A 19,840-nucleotide genomic window follows, 5' to 3' on the forward strand; every position below is an offset into this window, starting at 1 on the left:
CGCCCTCCCGATCAGAAGTTGAAGTAGATAAAGGGATTGTAGGTTCCCTTGATGATGAAGCTGGCCGACACCAGGAAGATGGCCGCCGCCAGCAGCCCATATCCCACCGCCAGCAGTACGCTTCGGCATCGGTTGGTCCGCTCCCGCAGGCAGGCCGCCACCGGCGCGGCAAACAGGGCCCCGGCCAGCAGAACCGTCCAGTTTTCCCGCAGGTACAGCCCTGTCTCGCTGCTCCACAGCCCGGCGCCCAGGCCAAACATGGCCTTCAGCACCTGAGCCGCCGCCCCCAGGCTGTCCGCCCGGAACAGGACCCAGGCGAAATTCACCATCAGGAAGGTAAACAGCCACTGGCACACCGCTGGCCAGCCCCGGCCCAGATGGCCATACTTTTCCAGCATCAGCAGCACAAAATAGAACAGGCCCCACACGATAAAGGTCCAGTTGGCCCCGTGCCAGATTCCGGTGAGCAGCCACACCACAAAGAGGTTGCGGATGTGCTTTCCCTTGGAGTTTACCCGGCTGCCCCCCAGGGGGAAGTACACATAGTCCCGGAACCAGGTGGACAGGGAGATGTGCCACCGCCGCCAGAACTCGGTGACCGAGCGGGAGATATAGGGATAATTGAAGTTCTCCAAAAAGTGAAAGCCGAACATCTTGCCCAGTCCGATCGCCATGTCGGAGTAGCCGGAGAAGTCATAATAGATCTGCAAGGTATAGCACAGGGACCCCAGCCAGGCAAAGCCGGTGGTGAGCTGGCCCATCCCGCCCAGCTGGAAGGCCCGGTCGGCCACCAGGGCCAGCTGATTGGCCAGCAGCACCTTCTTCCCCAGGCCCACCACAAACCGGGCGCAGCCGGAAGAAAAATCCTCCCAGTTCTCCTTCCGGTGGTCGATCTGGTCGGCTACCGTCTCATATTTGACGATGGGACCGGCAATGAGCTGGGGGAAAAAGGAGATGTACAGCCCCACCTTCAGGGGGCTGCGCTGTACCTGTCCATGGCCCCGCTGAATATCCAGCACATAGCTCAGGGCCTGGAAGGTAAAAAAGGAAATGCCGATGGGCAGCTCAATCCCGGGGATGACGAAGTGCGCCCCCAGGTCATTCAGAATACCCAACGTAAAGGTCAAATATTTAAATACAAACAGGATTCCCAGATTGACCACCAGAGCCAGTATCACCGGCATCCGGGCAGAGTGATTGTGCCGCTGATTGTGGTCCACCCACAGGCCGAAGCCGTAGTTGACCACAATGGAGCCCATCATCACCAGTACAAACCAGGGCTCGCCCCAGGCGTAAAACCCCAGGGAGGCCAGCAGCACAAATACGTTCTGTCCCTGCCGGAATCGGCCCAGGGGCAGATAGTAAATCAGCAGCACCAGGGGCAGAAAGAGAAACAGGAAGATGGAACTGGAAAAAAGCACTCAGTTGCCTCCTTTAGGTCAGGTAACGTCCCACCAGGGGGAGCTTGGAGATGAGCCAGGCCACTACAAAGGAGCAGGCAAAGACCGCCGCCGTGAGCAGGGGCAACGCCAAAAGGGGGGTGATGGACAGCACGGAGATATTCAGCTGGTCCAGCGCCATCAGACAGAACACATGGACCAGATACACGCCGAAGGACACCTTTGCCACCCCGGACACCCATTGGCGCTCTTTCTCCCGGGCTCCCAATATGCGGCGGAAAAACACAAAGACCGCCACGCTCATCAGCACCACATTGGCGCTGTCATAATTGTACAGGGTCTGGATCAGCTGGCCCCGCTGCTGGGACAGCCAAGCGGTGCCCCCCACAGTGGCCGCCGCTCCCAGTACGCCCAAAACATAGATCAGTAACTCGGCCGCCCGGTTCAAAGGGAAGGTCTTCAGATAGTAGCCCAGCACATAGTATCCCACATAGCCCAATACCAGGTGCAGATCCAGGTTATCCACCCACAGGCTCACCGTCTGGCTGGGGCGCAGCCGCAGCAGGGTGGGCAGCAGACTGGCAAAGAGGAAGGCCAACAGCAAAAACCAGTGAAACTCCGCCCGACCGGCTCCCCGGACAAACGCCCGCAGGATGGGCGTGACCAGATAGAGGCCCACGATCATGTACAAAAACCACAGGTGGAAGTGGGTCTTGCCCAGCAGCACCTGATAGAGGGCTGTCTTGACGGCGGCCCAGCTCAGACCGGTAGCCAGCGCCTGGGTGACCAGGGCGTAGGCCGTCCCCCACACCGCCAGAGCGATGAGGATCCGCAGGATATGGCCGAAAACCAGCTTGGAGGGGGGCAAGCTGTGCTCGGGGTCCAGCAGAAACATGCCCGAGAGCATGATAAACACCGGCACGCACCAGTGGGTCAGTCCGTCATAGGCGTTCAGGATGTGAAACTCCGCCGAGCCCACCGCCACATTGCCCAGCCGGGAGCCTGCCAGATGGACCACGATGACCGCCAGCATGGCCACCACACGCAGCAGATCGGCATAGGCCACACGCCCTCCGGTCGCGGTCTTGCTCATTGTCACGCCTCCCCGGGCACGATCTCGATCCAGTAGCCGTCGGGATCTTCGATGAAGTAGATGCCCATATCCGGGTTTTCAAAGCAGACGCATCCCATGGCCTTGTGGCGCTCCAGCAGCTGGTCAAAGCGGTCGGTGAGGAAGGCCAGGTGGAACTCCTGCTCCCCCAGGTCGTAGGGCTCGGTCCGGTCCCGCAGCCAGGTCAGCTCCAGCCGGAAGCCGGTCTCCCCGTCCCCCAGATACACCAGCTTGAAGGAGCCGTCAGCGGCAGTCTTCTCGGCCACCGGCTTGAGCTCCAGCGCCTTCTGGTAAAAATCCAGCGAACGGTCCAGGTCCAGCACATTGAAGTTAAAATGATTGAATTGCAGCATATTGGTTTCCTTTCTTTCCGTCCCGTATCCCCGCTTCCACCAGCCCGGCCGGTGGAAGGGCAGTCCGGCCGTCTATCTCTATAGACGCCGCCGGTCCGCCTTTGGTTTAGGAGGGATCCTCATTGGCCTTTTTATCGATGAATTCAGGCCGCAGTTTACTATATACGATTTTTTGCTCGCTGTACAGCCCATAATAGCCCGACAGCATATAGGACACCGCCACACACACCGCGAACAGGCACAGGCTCTGGCCGGTGAACATCCCCAGACTGTCCCCGGCAAAAAGCTCCAGGGACAGCAGCAGAGAGGTAATGGGGCAGTTGGTCACTCCGCAGAACACACACACCATGCCCAGCCCCGCGCCGAAGGAGGAATGGAGCCCCAGCAGAGGGGCCACGGTGCAGCCGAAGGTAGCCCCGGTAAAAAACACCGGCACGATCTCGCCCCCCTTAAAGCCCGCTCCCAGGGTGATGGTGGTAAAGAGCATTTTGAAGAAAAAAGCCTCCGGTCGGGCCTGTCCGCTGATGGCGGCGTGGATGAGCGCCTCCCCGGCGCCGTTATAGTCGTATGTACCGGGATTCCACAGCCAGACCAAGTAGGTCAGGCCGATGACCAGAGCCCCGCCCACCGCCGCCCGCACCAGATGGTTGGGCAGATATTTGTCGTACAGCCTGGGCGCGGCGTGCATGAGCCGGCAGAAAAAGATGGACAGCAGGGCAAAGAGGATGCCCATGCCGATGACCTGCAACAGGGTAAAAGGGCTCAGGTTGGGGATGCCCTCCAGGGTAAACGCGGTAGGGGGTACCTGAAACTGTTGGGCCACCCACAGCCCCACGATGGAGGAGAGGATACAGGGCACAATGGCAGCATAGTAGAGCACCCCCACGCTGGTGACCTCCATGGCAAACATGGCAGCGGTCAGAGGAGTGCCGAAGAGGGCGGAAAAGGCCGCCGACATGCCGCACATGGTAATGATCCGGCTGTCCTTGTCGTCCAGGCGCATCCACCGCCCCACCGTGGAGGAGATGGAGCCGCCGATCTGCAAAATGGCTCCCTCCCGGCCGGAAGAGCCGCCCACCAGATGGGTGATAACGGTGGACACAAAGACCAGCGGCGCGGTACGCAGCCGCAGGGGCTTGTTTTCCCGCACTGCCGCCAGCACAAAGTTGGTACCCCGGTCCCCCTCCATACTGCACGCCCGGTAGAGCAGCACAATAGCCAAGCCGCCCAGGGGGAGCAGCCACAGCAGCCAGGGGTTGGCATGGCGCAGGTTGGTGACGGCGGAAAAGGCGTGGTAAAAGGCGGAGGCCACACCTCCGCACAGCAGGCCGCTGACGCCCGCGAAGATCAGCCATTTAACAAAGGTGGCCGGGTGCTCCAGCCACCGGCGTCCCATCGGTTCTCCCATCTCTCTCACACTCCGGCGGCTCCCTATCCGGGAGCCGTTACTGTGGCGGGCCCGCCGCCCGCCCTGGGTTTCAGCCCCCATTATAACACGGATACCAACTTTTTTCCTTATCCTTATAGATTTTTTTCAATAGTGTGTTATACTAGTTCCATTATCTATACATCCAAGGAGGAGTTTGTTTTGTCACCCATATGGCCTCAGTTATTCCTTCAGGTTATACTTATTGCCATCAACGCCTATTTTGCCGCTACCGAGATCGCTGTGCTCTCCTTAAATGAAGGCTTTATCCGGAAGCAGGCGGAGGGCGGCGACCGCAAGGCCGCCAAACTGCTGCGAATCATTGAGGTCCCCACCAGCTTTCTCTCCACCATTCAAATCGGCATTACCCTGGCCGGTTTCCTGGGTTCCGCCTTTGCTGCCGACAATCTGTCCGAGCCCCTCACCCAATGGGTAATATCCGTTTTTGACCTGACTGGGCCTGTCGTCGGCACGGTGAACACCTTGTCTGTCATTGTGGTCACCGTCATTCTCTCCTTCTTTACGCTGGTCTTCGGTGAACTGGTTCCCAAGCGGGTGGCCATGAAGAAGAGTGAAGAAGTGGCCCGATTTTCCTGTGGCGTGGTCAGTCTTCTGGCTGCGGTGATGCAGCCTCTCATCTGGCTGCTCACGGTTTCCACCAACGGCATTCTGTGGCTGTTCCGCATCAACCCCAACGAGGACGACGATGAGGTGTCCGAAGAGGGCCTGCGGATGCTCATTGACCTGAGCGAGGAAAAGGGCGCCATTGAGACCGAAGAGAAGGAAATGATCGAAAACATCTTCGAGTTCAACAACATGACCGCCGCCGATGTGATGGTCCACCGCACCGACATGGTCATGCTGTGGGCGGAGGATACGCCGGAGGCGATCGAACAGACCATTGAGGCGTCCGGCCTGTCCCGTTTCCCGGTATACGAGGAGGACGCCGACGACATCATCGGCATCCTCAGCACCCGGGAGTGGCTCATCAACGCCCGCAAGCCCCAGCCTAAGCCCCTGCGGGAGCTGCTGCGTCCCCCCTATTTTGTCCCCCAGTCGGTGCACACCGACCTTTTGTTCCGGGATATGCAGAGCAGGAAGGTCCATCTGTCCATTGTGGTGGATGAATATGGCGGCACCGCCGGTCTGGTGACCATGGAGGACCTGCTGGAGGAGATTGTGGGCAACATCTACGACGAGTTTGACCCCCAGGAGGATCAGGAGATCATCTCTGTGGGGGAGGATCGCTGGCGGGTGGCGGGCTCGGTGGAGCTGGAGGAGCTGTCCGAGGCCCTGGGGGTGGAATTTCCCGAAGAGGAAGAGGCCGACACCCTGGGGGGGCTGGTATACGCCCAGCTCTCGGTCATCCCCGAAGACGGCAGCCACCCCGAGGTGGAGGTGTACGGCCTGCATATCCGGGTGGAAGAACTGTCCGAGCGCCGGGTGGAGTGGGCCACCGTCACCAAGCTCCAGCCCGCTCCGGAGCAGGAGCCCGACCCGGCCTGAATCATCGGTCCATCCAACGGGACGCCTGGAGGCGTCCCGTTTTTTCGACGTCTTCTGTGACAAAACCCCAGTCCCGCTCGTTTCTTAAGTGAACGCTTTTGAAAACAGGGGGAACGCCTATGGATAAAACTAGTTTCACCGCCGCGGTGGAGCGCTATCAGGACATGGTCTACCGGGTGGCGCTCCACGTTCTGGCCAGTCCCCAGGACGCGGACGATGCAGTACAGGAGGTTTTTCTCCGGCTATATACCGCCCAAAAACCGTTCCAAGGGGAGGAGCACCTGCGGCGGTGGCTGCTGCGGGTAACGGTCAACTACTGCCGGGACCTGCTGCACAGCCCCTGGCGGAAACGCCGGGCCTCCCTGGATGAAGCGCCGCCTCAGCCGGTATTTCAGGCGCCGGAGGAGGAGGCCCTCTATCAGACCGTCATGGCCCTGCCGGAGATCTACCGCATTGTACTGGTGCTGTATTACTATGAGGAGCTATCGGTCCGGGAAATCGGTGCGCTGCTGAAACTGGAAACCTCGGCGGTGACCACCCGGCTCTCCCGGGCACGGGCCAAGCTGAAGGAACAGTTGGGGGAGGTGTGGCAGGATGACTAACCGGGAATTTTATCAGAAGACCTTCTCCCAGGTCCACAGTTCTTCCACCATCCGCTGGGAGGACTTTGAACAAAAGCGGAAGCCCCCAAAAAGGCGGGTACGGCGGCTGTGGCTGCTGGCCGCCGCCGTGGCCCTGCTGGCCGTTTTGTCCGCCGGCGCGGTGGCAGCCAACCTGCTGGGCATCCGGGACCTGCTGCTGCCCCAGGCCCAGTCCGCCCCCCTGCCCGGTGAGAGCGGCACCCCGGCTCCCTGCCAGACCGGGCAGAAGGCCCTGCTCAGTCTGTCCGGCTACATTGACTCACCGGAGAGTCAGGCACTGGCGGAGTGGAACGATTTTCTGACCTGCTACGACCCGGACGGCAGCATCGCCAACATCGTGGGTAACCACATGGACCAGCGTCTGTCCAAATACACCTGTTACAGCGTTTACACTCAGGAGATGGCCGACAAGCTGGAGGACATTGCCGCCCGCTACGGTCTGACCCTCCACACCTGGAACCATGTGGTGGAGGACCAGGATGAATGGATCTCCCTGCTGGGGGATTTTCTGGGAGACAATACCGCCTACTCCGGCCAGGTCTATGAGGATGGCACCTTTCACTACGACGGATACCTGAACACCAGCGGATATGGGGAGCTGAACTACCAGTTCCGCCGCAGCGTCAAGGGCACCCTCAATGACGTGTACCTGAATGTGGGAAACCTGTTTTCCTATACAGAATGGCACTACCACACCGCCGAAGGCCAGGAGGTCACCCTGGACCTGGGCCCGGACAAGGGGCTGGTGCTGGCCGACCTAGGAGATTCCTTCCTTCTGATCAACGTGTTGTCCGGTACAGAGCAGGGCGTAACCCGGCAGGACCTGGAGGAGCTGGCAGACAGCTTTGACCTCTCCCTGCTCACCCCCGCCCGGCCGCCGGATCCGTCTCTTTGGGAAATAGTTCCGCAGGAAACCGCCCCTCAAAAGGCCGGTCAGTCCGGCCTTACCCTGCCCGCCCCATGTAAAACAGTGCTGTTGGAGGACGGCGCCTTTTATGACACCGATGGCAAAAACCACACCACCCTGTCCCAATTTCTCCAGGACAACGCCCCCCAGGGAGCGCAGTTGGCGGTGGATACTTTCACGGTCATCGACCTGGACCAGAACGGCACGGCAGAAGTAATCCTTTGCCTGCGTCTGGATACAGGCGCCTACCATGGTTGGGAGGTGCTGCGGCAGGGGGGCGACGGTGGCATTTACGGCTACACTTTGGAGGAACAGGAGCTTCTGGACCTGAAGACAGATGGCAGCTATTCTTATTCCTATGATACCTCCCAGGGATTTGGCTTCATGTTTTTTGCGGATCAGGATGCCGCAGGCCGTTCCAGCTATGACTGGGGCACCGCTCCCCTCGGCTCCGTGGATACCACCACGGACGAAACCGGAACCCAACGCACCGACTACTATCTGGACTATCAGCCTGTCACCCGGACGGAATATGAATCCGCGTTCTCCATTCAGTGGAACAAGGACGACGCCTCCTGGTATCCCTTCACACTGGAGGAGCTAAACCGCTTTTTACCGGAGTGACGTTGGGCTTCCCGGCTAAATATACCAAAAACTCACTTTTCTTTTGGTCACAATGTCTCTTGAACCGCCTCTTTTATCGTGCTAAACTATTTTTAGTGCTAAAAAATGATTTTTTGGAGGCGAGCTACATGTCTCATTCCGGTCTGCTCCGGCGGTACCTCGTATTCTTTGCAGGCGTTTTGTGCTCGGCACTGGGCATTTCGCTGATTACCCTGGCCGGAATGGGGACTTCGGCAGTATCCAGTCTGGCCTATGTGCTCACCTATGTGTTCCCCGGCGTCTCTCTGGGCACCTTTACCTTCCTCGTAAACTGCGTCATGCTGGGCGGGCAGATCTTGGTGCTCCGCCGGAAGTTCCAGCTCATCCAGCTGCTCCAGATCCCCGCCACATTTGTGTTCTCCTTCTGTATTGATCTGTGGATGTCCCTGCTGCCCGGTCTGGTGCCCCAGTCCTACGCGGGGCATTGGGTGGTGCTGCTGCTGGGCTGTACCAGCCTGGGCTTCGGCGTGGCGCTGGAGGTCATCCCCAATGTACTTATCCTGCCCTGCGAGGGCTTTGTCCGGGTATGTAGCCAGGAGTTCGGCTGGGATTTCGGCAAGACCAAGACCGGCTACGACCTGACCATGGTGGCCGCCGCCACCCTGCTCTCTCTGCTGGATCTGGGGGCCATTTACGGCCTGCGGGAGGGCACCGTGGTGTGCGCCCTGACGGTGGGCTTTATCTCCCGGTTCTTCTGCAAGCGGCTGGCCTTCCTGGTCAAAAAGCCCGAACAGCCCCAGCTGTCCCACGTGGATGTTCCGGCGGCCTGATCTCACATTCAGAAAAAAACTGCTGCAAGCGGTGGCTTGCAGCAGTTTTTTGTTTCTAAAGGGATTTACCCCAGCCGGCTCAGAATCACCTGAGCCGCCTTCACGCCGGAAGCGCCCGCCTGAGCCAGGCCGCGGGTGATACCCGCGCCGTCGCCCACGGCGAAGAAGCCGGGCAGAGAGGTCTCCAGCTCGCCGGACAGGGCCAGCCGGGCGGAGTAGAACTTCACCTCCGCGCCGTAGAGCAGAGTGTCATAGTTGGCGGTACCGGGGGCGATCTTGTCCAGCTGATAGATCATCTCAATGATATCGTCCAGCTGCCGCTTGGGCAGGGCCAGAGACAGGTCGCCGGGCACGGCGGCGGTGAGGGTGGGCCGGACAAAGGACTTGCCCAGCCGGTGCTCATTGGTACGGATACCGCTGACCAGATCGCCAAAACGCTGGACCAGCACCCCGCCCGCCAGCATGTTGGACAGAGAGGCGATGTGCTTGCCGTAGCGGTAGGGCTCGTTAAAGGGCTGGGTAAACCGGTTGGACACCAGCAGAGCGAAGTTGGTATTCTCACTCTGGAGAGCCGGGTCGGAATAGGAGTGGCCGTTGACGGTGTTGATGCCCTCCACGCTCTCGGCCACCACATGGCCGTAGGGGTTCATGCAGAAGGTGCGCACCGGGTCGCCGTACTGCTTGGTGCGGTAGACCAGCTTGGACTCATACACCACGTCGGTGATGTGCTCAAACACTTTTGCGGGCAGCTCCACCCGCACGCCGATATCCACCTGGTTGTTGATGAGCTGAATCCCCAAGTCCTTGCACTGGTTGGAGAACCACTCCGCGCCGGAGCGGCCGGGACCGGCGATAAGCCAGGTACAGTCGATCTCGTCCCCCTTCTCGGTGATGAGCCGGTAGCCTTCCCCCTTCAGGTCCTCGATCTTGGCAACGGCGGTGTGGAAGCGGAATTCCACCCCCTTGCGGCACTCCTCATAAATGCTCTGGAGAATCTTCAGGTTGTTCTCCGTACCCAGGTGCTTGCACCGGGCCTGAAGCAGATGGAGATCGTGCTCCAAGGCCTTTTTCTCCAATTCCCGGGCCGCCGGGGTGTCGGTGGAAAAGACCTTGTCGGTGGCCCCATGCTTTACGTTGATGGAATCCACATAGTCAATGAGGCGCATGACCTCTTCCTTGGGCATGAAGTCGGTAAGCCAGCCGCCAAAAGCGGTGGTGAAGTTATACTTACCGTCGGAAAAGGCGCCGGCGCCGCCAAAGCCGCACATGGTGCCGCATACCTTGCAGTGGATACACTCCTTCACCTTCCCCGCCACAATGGGGCAGCTGCGGGTGTAGATGTCGGCCCCCTGATCCAGGGCCACCACCTTCAGGCCGGGGTTGCGGTGCATCAGCTCATACCCGGCAAAAATACCGGCCTCTCCGCAGCCGAGAATGGCAACGTCATACCGTGTGTTCATGTGCGATCTCTCACTTTACGTCATATTTGGACGGCCCTGTGCAGGCCATTCCACTCTGATATTATACCAAAGAGTCCCTTTTTTGACAACGCTGTTGCTCCCGCCAGGCTAAAAAATTTTTAGGTTTTCCCGTCAGATTTTGGGCGCTCTAAGAGTTTTTATGTATCGGGACGATAGACTTCCACTTCCACCCCGGTATAATACCACTTTAAAATCTCCTCATAGCCTTTGCCCTCCTTGGCCATGGCGTTGGCCCCGTACTGGCTCATACCCACTCCATGGCCGTAGCCGGTGACCGAAAAGGTCACCCCGTCCGCTCCGGCGGTCACGGTAAAGCTGGTGGAGCGGAGAGAAAACAGGGTGCGCAGGTCCTGCCCGCTGACCGTCACACCCCCCACATCCACACTGCTCACCCCGCCGGCGGAGTTGGACACCGTGTTGGAAAACCATCCGGCAGGGTCCCCGGACAGATCGGCTTCGGGGTATTTGGCCAGCAGAGTGGTCTTGAACTCCTCCAGCAGCACGGTGACGGTGGAGTGATAGTTGGGTACCTCCTCCCCCTCAGGGCTGTCCACCCCAGTGAGATAGGGCACCGCGTTGCCCCATACCTCCACCGCATCCACCGTCCGCCCGTCGGCCGAGGAGAAAAAGACGGCCTGGATGGGCTTGCCGCCGTAGAGCACCGCCACCCCGTCGGTCTCTGCCACAGCCGATGCGATCTTGTCGGTGTAGGCCTGGGCGTTGTCCCCCCAGCTGGCCGCCGCCTCTTCCTTGGTGCGGTAGGCCTGACAGCAGGTCACGTCGGTGCATACGTCTGTCTCCGGATGTTTGGAAGTGGTACGCTCCATTTTGGCGTCGGTATAGGTGCGGGCCGCCACCGCCTGGGCTTTCAGAGCCTCTGGCTCAAAAGCGGCGGGCATCTCGGCAGCCACCACCCCCCACAGATAGTCGTCCAGAGCCATGGTCTCCACCTGGCCGTCAGCCCGTTGGACCTTGACCTGCCGCCCGCTGTCCAGTGAGGCCTCCGGGGTGACCACCGTGCGGTCGATGGGCAGGTTGCCGCTCTCCACAGGAAGCTGGCTCTCGCCCTGGGGCACCAGCAGCAGCGGCAGCAGGAAGAGGGCCAGCAGCAGAGCCAGGGCGGTGACCGCCACCTGTCGCATTTCAACCACCTCCTTTTTGCAAGTTGTATTTTATGGTATTTCAAGTTCTCCATCCGTCATTTTGAATATTGACTGTTTTTCCAAATGGTTGTACAATACCGTGTAAAAGTATTTGGGCAAAGGAGAGGCTGAAAATGCAAAACCCGGAGAAGGACACGTCCATGGACTTCATACAGAGTCTATGTGAGGAATACCGCAAATATAACCAGATCGATCCCGCTTACTATGAGCGCTACCGGGTGAAGCGGGGCCTGCGCAACGCCGACGGCACCGGCGTTATGGCCGGAGTCACCCAGATCGGCAACGTGCTGGGTTACTATCTCCAGGACGGCGAGCGGTTTCCCGCCCCCGGCAAGCTGATCTACCGGGGCATCGACGTGGATGAGCTGGTCAACGGCTTTGTGCGGGAAAACCGCTTCGGCTTTGAGGAGACCGCCTATCTGCTCCTTTTTGGCACCCTGCCCACCCGGGAGCAGCTGGCCGCCTTTCAGCAGATGCTCAGCGACAGCCACACCCTGCCCCACATGTTTACCGAGGATATGATCATCAAGGCCCCCAGCCCCGACGTGATGAACAAGCTGGCCCGGTCGGTGCTGGCTCTGTACTCCTATGATGACAACCCGGACGATATGTCTCTGCCCAACCAGCTGCGGCAGGCAGTGCAGCTCATGGCCCGGGTGCCCGTCATTGTGGCCCATGCCTTCGCTGTCAAGCGCCACTACTATGACAACGAATCCCTCTACCTCCACCGGCCTCAGCCGGGGCTGAGCGTGGCGGAGAACTTCCTCTACTCCGTCCGCCACGACAATCAGTTCACCGAGCAGGAGGCCCGGCTGCTGGACCTGTGCCTGGTGCTCCACGCCGAGCACGGCGGCGGCAACAACTCCGCCTTTGCCTGCCGGGTACTGTCCTCCTCGGGCACCGATACCTATTCCGCCATCGCCGCGGCGGTTGGCTCCCTGAAGGGTCCCCGCCACGGCGGCGCCAACAAAAAGGTCATGGAGATGTTCGGCTACATCGAGGACGAGGTGAAGGACTGGAAGGACGAGGACGAGGTCCGCTCCTTCCTGGGCAAGCTGCTACGGAAGGAGGCCGGCGACAAGTCGGGCCTCATCTACGGTATGGGCCACGCCATCTACACCCTGTCCGATCCCCGGGCCGTCATTCTCAAGCGGTTTGCCAAACAGCTGGCGGAGACCAAGGGGATGCTGGACGAGTTTGAGCTCTACGAGACGGTGGAGCGGCTCACCCCCGAGGTACTGCTGTCGGTAAAGGGGGAGGACAAGGTGGTGTGCGCCAACGTGGACCTGTTCTCCGGCATGGTGTATAAGATGATGGGGATTCCTCAGGAGCTGTACACCCCCCTGTTTGCCGTGGCCCGTATCGTGGGCTGGTGTGCCCACCGCATTGAGGAGGTCTATCAGCCGGGCAACCGCATCATCCGCCCGGCCTATAAGGCGGTGGCCCCCATGCGGCCCTTTGTCCCCCTGGACCAGCGGTAAGATTCCAAGATCAAAAAAGAGACGCTGCATACGCAGCGTCTCTTTTTTGATCTTGTATTGAATGACTTGTAGGGTTCGCGCTCTCAGGCGCAAATCAGCTCTTTTGCGGCCTCAGCACAGCCCGTAACCGGCGGGCACCTTGTCGTCCAGCATAATAAGGTGGAGCTTCTCGGAGCCGTCGGGCTCCTCCTTGACGGCGGAGATCAACATGCCATTGGACATGATCCCCATCATCTTCCGGGGCTTCAGGTTGGTGCAGGCCACCACCGTCTTGCCCACCAGCTCCTCGGGCTCATAGTACTCATGGATGCCGGAGAGGATCTGGCGGGGGATTCCCTCGCCGCAGTCCAGCGTAAAGCGGAGCAGCTTGGAGGACTTGGGCACCGCCTCGCAGGCCAGGATCTTGGCGGTCACAAACTTCACCTTGTTGAACTCGTCAATGGTAATATACTCCGGCTCGGCAGGTACCTCGGCCTTGGGAGCCTCAGCCTCCACCGGCTTTTTGTGCATCTCTTCCAATTCCTTCAGCTCCTTTTCCATGTCAATGCGGGGGAAGAGTCCATTCCCCTTCTGAACAGGGGCGTCCACCGGCAGCAGGCCCCACTCCTTGGCGGACGCCCAGGTCCGCAGCTCCTCCCCAGCGCCGATCTGCTCAAAGATCTTCTGGCAGGTGTCGGGCATAAAGGGGGTGAGCAGCACCGCCGAAATGCGCACGCACTCCAGCAGGTTATAGAGCACCCGGGCCAGGCGGGGCTTCTGGGCCTCGTCCTTGGCCAGCAGCCAGGGCTTATTTTCGTCGATATACTTGTTGGCCCGACCGATGAGCTTGAAGATCTCCATCAGGGCGTTCTGGAAGGCGTAGTGCTCCATCTGCTCCTCATAGAGGTCCCGCAGGCCGCGGGCCAGATCCATGAGCTCGCCGTCCATAGCGGGGTCGGCGTCGGCGCAGCCGGGCAGATTTTGCCCAAAATACTTGCCCACCATGGCGGTGGTACGGCTCACCAGATTACCCAGGTCGTTGGCCAGATCGGTATTGATGCGGCCGATCAGGGCCTCATTGGAGAAATTGCCGTCGGTGCCGAAGGGGAACTCCCGCAGCAGGAAGTAGCGCAGGGCGTCCACGCCGTAGCGCTCGGCCAGCAGATAGGGGTCCACCACATTGCCCTTGGACTTGCTCATCTTGCCGCCGTCCAGCAGCAGCCAGCCGTGGCCGAACACCTTCTTGGGCAGGGGCAGGTCCATGCTCATGAGCATGGCGGGCCAGATGATGGAGTGGAACCGGACGATCTCCTTGCCGATGAAATGGACGTCGGCGGGCCAGAACTTGTCAAAGTCGTGATACTTGTCGTTCATAAAGCCCAGGGCGGTTGTGTAGTTGAAGAGGGCGTCGATCCACACATAGACCACATGGCCGGGATCAAAGTCCACCGGGATGCCCCACTTAAAGGAGGTGCGGGAAACGCACAGGTCCTCCAGGCCGGGCTTGATGAAGTTGTTCACCATCTCATTGACCCGGGAGCGGGGCTCCAAAAAGTCGGTGTCCTCCAGCAGGTGCTGGACCCGGTCGGCATACTTGGACAGGCGGAAGAAGTAGGCCTCCTCCTGAGCGTCCTGAACGGGACGGCCGCAGTCAGGGCACTTGCCGTCCACCAGCTGGGTCTCGGTCCAGAAGGCCTCGCAGTCCTTGCAGTACTTGCCCTGATAGGTACCCTTGTAGATGTCGCCCTTGTCGTACATGGCCTTGAAAATCTTCTGGATAGCGGCCACATGGTAATCGTCGGTGGTGCGGATGAACCGGTCGTTGGAAATGTTCATCAGCTTCCACAGGTCCCGAACGCCCCGGGGCCCGTCCACGATGTTGTCCACATACTGCTGGGGGGTGACCCCGGCGGCCTTGGCCTTGTCCTCGATCTTCTGACCGTGCTCGTCGGTGCCGGTGAGGAACATCACGTCGCAGCCGGTGAGGCGCTTGTAGCGGGCCATGGCGTCGGTGGCCACCGTGCTGTAGGCATGGCCGATGTGGAGCTTATCCGAGGGGTAATAGATGGGGGTGGTGATATAAAATTTCTTTTTCTCAGGCATCAGAAGATCCCTCCGTATCGTTCTCGTCCGGCTCCGCCGCGGGGAGCGGCCGGGCGGCATTGTACAGCAGCAAGGCGCTGGAGGTCAGCAGATAGACAATGGAAAAGGCATACAGGGCCAGGGTGCCCCAGTCGTGCTGGTCGGCCAGAGTGGTAAGGGAAAAATACACCCCCAGCAGGGAGAACAGCACCATGGGGCCGCACTTGCCCTTCTCAAAGGAAAACCCGGCCATGAAGTAGAGGCCCAGCAGGCTGGCGATGATGGCAAACAGCTCATACACATAGTCCAGCTGCACCGGGTCCCCCGCCCGCACCTGATAGGCGGCGATGAGCCACACGCAGAAGGCAAAGGCGGGGATCAGCAGGGGAACGCTGTATTTGCCGCCCCCCTCCCCTTTGAAGTTGCTCCGCACGGTGTCCATAACGCACAGGCCGGAGGCCACCGCCATGGCAGCCACGATGATACGGGTATAGAGCAGGTTGGTGCCCTGCATGAACTCATAGACCATCAGGCCCCCGGCTCCAATGAGCAGAAAGCCAGAGAGCACCCCCACCGTGGCGTACAGGGTGTTGTTTTTGGCGGAAAAGGCCTGGTCATAGCCCTGGAACTTGGGGTATTTCGCCGTCAGGCTGAGGACCGCCAGCAAAGCCACCATCACCACGGAGAAGGCAATGAGGGCATAGGTGGCGGGGGCGCCGGCAATGGGCAGGCCGGTGTCCGCCTCAAAGGCGGTGGTCAGCTCCCAGTGCCGCAGGGCAAAACCCACCGCCCCGCCCGCCACGGCCACGGCGGGCAGAAGGATCTCTTTTCGCATAGTCAGTATCCTTTCCGGATGGAAATGTTACAAGTAATGATTATAGCACAGTTTTGCCCCAATGACACCCTTTTCTTTCGGGGAACGGTGTCGGAACAGTGCAATCACCTTACTCCGCCTTCTGGCTCTCCAGATACTCGTCATAGGTCATCTTCCGGTCAATGAGCTGGCCGTCCGAGGTAAAGTCGAACACCCGGTTACACACGGTCTGGATGAGCTGATGGTCGTGGGAGGCCACCAGCACATTGCACTTGACGGCCTCCAGGCCGTTGTTCAGGGCGGCGATGGACTCCAGGTCCAGATGGTTGGTGGGCTGGTCCAGCAGCAGCACGTTGGCCCCCGACAGCATCATGCGGGAGAGCATGCACCGCACCTTCTCGCCGCCGGAGAGTACCTTCACCGGCTTGTACACCTCGTCGCCGGAGAAGAGCATCCGGCCCAAAAAGCCCCGGAGGTAAGCCTCGTGGGGATCGGTGGACCACTGGCGCAGCCACTCCACCAGGTTGTCGTCGCAGTCCTTGAAGAACTCGGTGTTGTCCTTGGGGAAGTAGGAGAAGGTGGCGGTCTGGCCCCACTTCACGGTGCCCTCGTCGGGCTCCATCTCCCCGGCCAGGATCTTGAACAGGGCGGTGTGGGCGTTCTCGTTGTCCCCCACAAAGGCGATCTTGTCCCCGTGGCCCACGATGAAGGACACCTTGTCCAGCACCTTCACCCCGTCGATGGTCTTGGACACATCGGTGACAAAGAGGATGTCCTTGCCCACCTCCCGGTCGGGAGAGAAGGCCACCCAGGGATATCGGCGGGAGGAGGCGGGGATCTCCTCCAGAGTGATCTTTTCCAGCAGCTTCCGCCGGGCGGTGGCCTGCTTGGACTTGGACTTGTTGGCGGAGAAGCGGGAGATAAACTCCTTCAGCTCCTGGGCCTTCTCCTCGTTCTTCTTGTTCTGGTTCTTCATCAGGTTCTGCATGAGCTGGGAGGCGTCATACCAGAAATCGTAGTTGCCCACGTAGAGCTTGATTTTGTTGTAGTCGATATCCACAATGTGGGTACAGATGGTGTTGAGGAAGTGCCGGTCATGGGACACCACGATGACGGTGCCCTCAAAGTCCAGCAAAAAGTCCTCCAGCCAGTTGACAGCGTTGATGTCCAGGTTGTTGGTGGGCTCGTCCAGCAGCAGGATGTCCGGGTTGCCGAACAGAGCCTGGGCCAGCAGCACCTTCACCTTCAGCCGGGCGTCCAGGGTCTCCATGGAGGTCTGGTGGAACTCGGTGCCTACACCCAGGCCCTGAAGGATGCGGGAGGCGTCGCTCTCGGCCTCCCAGCCGCCCAGCTCGGCAAACTCCTCTTCCAGCTCGCAGGCCCGGATGCCGTCCTCCTCGGTCATTTCTTCCTTTTCATAGAGGGCATCCTTCTCCTTGCCGATGTCGTACAGCCGCTGGTTGCCCATGATGACGGTATCCATCACGTTATAGGCGTTGTAGGCGTTCTGGTCCTGCTTGAGCACCGACATGCGGGTCTTGGGCAGGATGGACACCTCGCCGGAGGTGGGCTCCAGATCGCCGGAGAGGATCTTCAGAAAGGTGGACTTGCCTGCGCCATTGGCGCCGATGATGCCGTAGCAGTTGCCCTTTACAAACTGCAAATCCACATGGGAAAAGAGGGGCTGGCCGCTGTAGGCCAGGGTCAGGTCGGAAACAGTGATCATGTCGTACTCCTTTTGTCAATGGCCGGGACAGGCCCGGAAAATCTTCGCGATTTTACAGTATACCATAGAAAAAGGAAAAAACAAACCCGAACCAGAAAAAAATGCAGCCCGCCGGAGGGTCCTTGCGTTCTCTCCGGCAGGCTGGTATGATACCGGTATCCCTTTTGAACGGAGATGACCTATGGTGAGCCTGTTTTGCTGCCCTCTGTGCGCCGCCCCGCTGGAGCGGAACCAGAGCGCCTATACCTGCCCCAACGGCCACTGTTTTGACGTGGCCCGGGAGGGATATGTCCACCTGCTCCCCGCCAACCGGAAGCACTCCAAAGCCCCCGGCGACGACAAGGGTATGGTGACCGCCCGCAACCGCTTTCTGTCCAAGGACTACTATGCCCCCCTGCGTCAGGCCCTGTGTGCTCTGGCCCTGGACCACACCGGAGGGTCGGCGGCGGTGCTGGACTCAGGCTGCGGCGAGGGCTATTACACCGCCGGTATCTACGCCGCCCTCACCGGGGCGGGCCGGACGGTGGCGCTGGTGGGCATCGACCTGTCCAAGCCCTCGGTGCGGCTGGCCGCCAAGCGGGTACCTGCTGGAGAGTTTGCCGTGGCCTCGGCCTACCACCTGCCGGTGGCAGGCCGCAGCGTGGACCTGCTGCTCAACTGCTTCTCTCCCCTGGCTTTGGAGGAATTCCGGCGGGTGCTCCGCCCCGGCGGCACTTTCCTCTATGTAGTGCCCGCCGCCAGCCACCTGTGGGAGCTGAAACAGGTGCTCTACGACCGTCCCTATCCCAATCAGGAACAGGAGATCCCCTATGAGGGCTTTGCCTATGAAACGGTGGTGCCGGTGGATACCCGGCTGGAGGTGGCGGGGGAGGACCTGCCCGACCTGTTCCAGATGACCCCCTACTACTGGAAGACCCCCAAGGAGGGGGCCCAGCGGCTGGCGGCGCTGGAGGGTCTGACGGTGCAGGCCTCCTTCCGCATCCATGTGTTCCGGCGGGAGGGGTAAGTCCTACAGCTGTTCCAGCACCCCCCGGATGATCTGGGCGTGGGTCTCCGCCTCCTCCGCCGACTCGTGGAAGAGCGCCTCCAGGCAGGGGTCGGCGGTACCGGCGGCGGCCGCCCGGTAACAGGCCGCCCCCCGCTGCTGGGCCTGAAACTGCTCCCGCAAAGCGGCCTGGACCGGCTGGAGGGCCGGCGCACTCCCCCGATCCACAGGCCAGTACCGCACCCCGGAGATGAGAAAATAGGCGGTGCTCAGCCGTTTGGCCCGCCGCCGTTTTTCCGCAGCCAGCGCCGAGAGCATCCGCCCTCCGCTCCCCGGTACCCGCCGGGCCATGGCCTGACAGCACCGGTGAGCCGCCAGCTCCTGGTCGATGTACTGCTGGAGCTGGGGACCATGGACCGCCGAGGCCGGGCCCAGACAGGTGATCTCCTCCTCCCCCGTCTCCACTTCCCTGTCCACCGCTGGAACGGCGGAGGTCACCACCGCCGGCAGGGGCCGTTCCTCCGGCAGCGCCACCTCAAAGGGACAATCCTGCCGCGCCTCCGGCATGACCCGTTTCCACACCCGTTCAAAAACCTCCCGGCTGCAGCCGGGCAGCAATTCCTGTTGCATATGTACTGCCTCCCCATTCGGTATAGATTCCCTCTATCCTATGCCGTCCAGGTAAGATTTGCCCCGCTCAGGGTTGTATTTTTCGCCCTTCCGTGATAAAATAGTTATTCATGGAATCAACCACACACAAAGGAGAGACCGTTTATGCTGGAGATCAATCATCTCAGCTATCAGGTGGAGGGAGAGGAAGGCCAGGAGCTGGGCATCCTCAACGACGTCTCCCTCTCCGTCAAGGACCACCAATTCGTGGTCATCACCGGCCCCAACGGCGGCGGCAAGACCACGCTGGCTAAGGCCATCATGGGCCTGGTCCAGCCCACCGGCGGTTCCATCCGCTGGAACGGCACCGATATCACCAACCTGGATATCACCGGACGGGCCCGGCTGGGCATCAGCTATGGCTTCCAGCAGCCCCCCCGGTTCAAGGGCCTGAAGGTAAAAGACCTGCTGGCCTTGGCCGCCGGCAGCGAACAGCTGACCCGGGAGGAGGGGTGCCAGTACCTGACCAAGGTGGGTCTGTGCGCCGGGGACTATATCGACCGGGAGGTGGACGCCTCCCTGTCCGGCGGCGAGGTCAAACGCATCGAGATCGCCACCATCCTGGCCCGGAAAACCGGCCTGATGATCTTTGACGAGCCGGAGGCCGGCATCGACCTGTGGTCCTTCGCCAAGCTCACCGAGACCTTCAAGCTCATCCACCAGAAGCGGGAGGCCACCCTCAT

At 60.5% G+C, this 19,840-nt stretch carries 17 protein-coding genes; 7 read left to right on the forward strand and 10 right to left on the reverse strand.

What is annotated here, in order from left to right:
• Window positions 1-11 precede the first annotated feature (11 nt).
• The 4 genes from Q0J75_RS02915 to Q0J75_RS02930 form a co-directional block, all read right to left on the reverse strand.
• Window positions 12-1,421, reverse strand: a complete 1,410-nt coding sequence (locus Q0J75_RS02915; RefSeq protein ID WP_297196615.1) for an MBOAT family O-acyltransferase — start codon at window positions 1,419-1,421, stop codon at window positions 12-14.
• 13 nt (window positions 1,422-1,434) lie between these two features.
• On the reverse strand, window positions 1,435-2,493 hold the full coding sequence (locus Q0J75_RS02920; protein ID WP_297196616.1) for an acyltransferase: 1,059 nt from the start codon (window positions 2,491-2,493) through the stop codon (window positions 1,435-1,437).
• 2 nt (window positions 2,494-2,495) lie between these two features.
• Entirely contained in the window at window positions 2,496-2,864 is a 369-nt protein-coding gene (locus tag Q0J75_RS02925) for a VOC family protein (protein WP_297196617.1), read from the reverse strand.
• A gap of 106 nt (window positions 2,865-2,970) precedes the next feature.
• Complete coding sequence (locus tag Q0J75_RS02930) at window positions 2,971-4,272, reverse strand: chloride channel protein (RefSeq protein WP_297196618.1); 1,302 nt, start codon at window positions 4,270-4,272, stop codon at window positions 2,971-2,973.
• A 180-nt stretch (window positions 4,273-4,452) separates the two neighbouring features.
• Between Q0J75_RS02930 and Q0J75_RS02935 the strand changes: the two genes are divergently transcribed.
• The 4 genes from Q0J75_RS02935 (at window position 4,453) to Q0J75_RS02950 (ending at window position 8,777) form a co-directional block, all read left to right on the forward strand.
• On the forward strand, window positions 4,453-5,796 hold the full coding sequence (locus tag Q0J75_RS02935) for a hemolysin family protein (protein WP_297196619.1): 1,344 nt from the start codon (window positions 4,453-4,455) through the stop codon (window positions 5,794-5,796).
• Between the two features lie 119 nt (window positions 5,797-5,915).
• Window positions 5,916-6,398 (forward strand): RNA polymerase sigma factor, encoded by a 483-nt coding sequence (locus tag Q0J75_RS02940; RefSeq protein ID WP_297196620.1) that lies wholly within the window; start codon window positions 5,916-5,918, stop codon window positions 6,396-6,398.
• On the forward strand, window positions 6,391-7,968 hold the full coding sequence (locus Q0J75_RS02945) for a hypothetical protein (protein WP_297196621.1): 1,578 nt from the start codon (window positions 6,391-6,393) through the stop codon (window positions 7,966-7,968). Before Q0J75_RS02940 ends, Q0J75_RS02945 begins: the two co-directional genes overlap by 8 nt.
• Window positions 7,969-8,096: 128 nt before the next feature.
• Entirely contained in the window at window positions 8,097-8,777 is a 681-nt protein-coding gene (locus tag Q0J75_RS02950; protein WP_297196622.1) for a YczE/YyaS/YitT family protein, read from the forward strand.
• Window positions 8,778-8,842: 65 nt separating this feature from the next.
• On the opposite strand, the gene Q0J75_RS02955 is transcribed toward Q0J75_RS02950, so the two are convergent.
• Together Q0J75_RS02955 and spoIID are read right to left on the reverse strand one after the other, a co-directional pair.
• Window positions 8,843-10,237 (reverse strand): NAD(P)/FAD-dependent oxidoreductase, encoded by a 1,395-nt coding sequence (locus tag Q0J75_RS02955; protein WP_297196624.1) that lies wholly within the window; start codon window positions 10,235-10,237, stop codon window positions 8,843-8,845.
• A gap of 158 nt (window positions 10,238-10,395) precedes the next feature.
• Window positions 10,396-11,400, reverse strand: coding sequence for a stage II sporulation protein D (gene spoIID / locus Q0J75_RS02960; RefSeq protein WP_297196627.1), 1,005 nt, complete (start codon window positions 11,398-11,400; stop codon window positions 10,396-10,398).
• Window positions 11,401-11,534: 134 nt separating this feature from the next.
• Between spoIID and Q0J75_RS02965 the strand changes: the two genes are divergently transcribed.
• Window positions 11,535-12,902 (forward strand): citrate/2-methylcitrate synthase, encoded by a 1,368-nt coding sequence (locus Q0J75_RS02965; RefSeq protein ID WP_297196629.1) that lies wholly within the window; start codon window positions 11,535-11,537, stop codon window positions 12,900-12,902.
• Window positions 12,903-13,013: 111 nt separating this feature from the next.
• Here Q0J75_RS02965 and metG read toward each other — a convergent pair whose 3' ends face one another.
• The 3 genes from metG to Q0J75_RS02980 all read right to left on the reverse strand — a co-directional run bounded on the left by metG (window position 13,014) and on the right by Q0J75_RS02980 (window position 17,503).
• A complete protein-coding gene (metG, locus tag Q0J75_RS02970) occupies window positions 13,014-14,984 on the reverse strand; it encodes a methionine--tRNA ligase (RefSeq protein WP_297196631.1) in 1,971 nt (656 codons plus the stop codon).
• On the reverse strand, window positions 14,977-15,798 hold the full coding sequence (locus Q0J75_RS02975; protein WP_297196633.1) for a hypothetical protein: 822 nt from the start codon (window positions 15,796-15,798) through the stop codon (window positions 14,977-14,979). Before Q0J75_RS02975 ends, metG begins: the two co-directional genes overlap by 8 nt.
• 109 nt (window positions 15,799-15,907) lie before the next feature.
• Window positions 15,908-17,503 carry an ABC-F family ATP-binding cassette domain-containing protein gene (locus Q0J75_RS02980; RefSeq protein ID WP_297196635.1) on the reverse strand — a complete coding sequence of 532 codons (1,596 nt, stop codon included), beginning with the start codon at window positions 17,501-17,503 and terminating at the stop codon, window positions 15,908-15,910.
• A gap of 181 nt (window positions 17,504-17,684) precedes the next feature.
• Between Q0J75_RS02980 and Q0J75_RS02985 the strand changes: the two genes are divergently transcribed.
• Window positions 17,685-18,509, forward strand: coding sequence for a putative RNA methyltransferase (locus tag Q0J75_RS02985; RefSeq protein WP_297196637.1), 825 nt, complete (start codon window positions 17,685-17,687; stop codon window positions 18,507-18,509).
• 3 nt (window positions 18,510-18,512) lie between these two features.
• On the opposite strand, the gene Q0J75_RS02990 is transcribed toward Q0J75_RS02985, so the two are convergent.
• On the reverse strand, window positions 18,513-19,118 hold the full coding sequence (locus Q0J75_RS02990; RefSeq protein WP_297196640.1) for a rubrerythrin: 606 nt from the start codon (window positions 19,116-19,118) through the stop codon (window positions 18,513-18,515).
• A gap of 144 nt (window positions 19,119-19,262) precedes the next feature.
• Between Q0J75_RS02990 and Q0J75_RS02995 the strand changes: the two genes are divergently transcribed.
• The coding region (locus Q0J75_RS02995) for an ATP-binding cassette domain-containing protein (protein ID WP_297196642.1) at window positions 19,263-19,840 on the forward strand (578 nt) is incomplete at its 3' end.

The sequence above is a fragment of the uncultured Flavonifractor sp. genome, from assembly GCF_944385615.1.
Lineage (GTDB): Bacteria > Bacillota > Clostridia > Oscillospirales > Oscillospiraceae > Flavonifractor.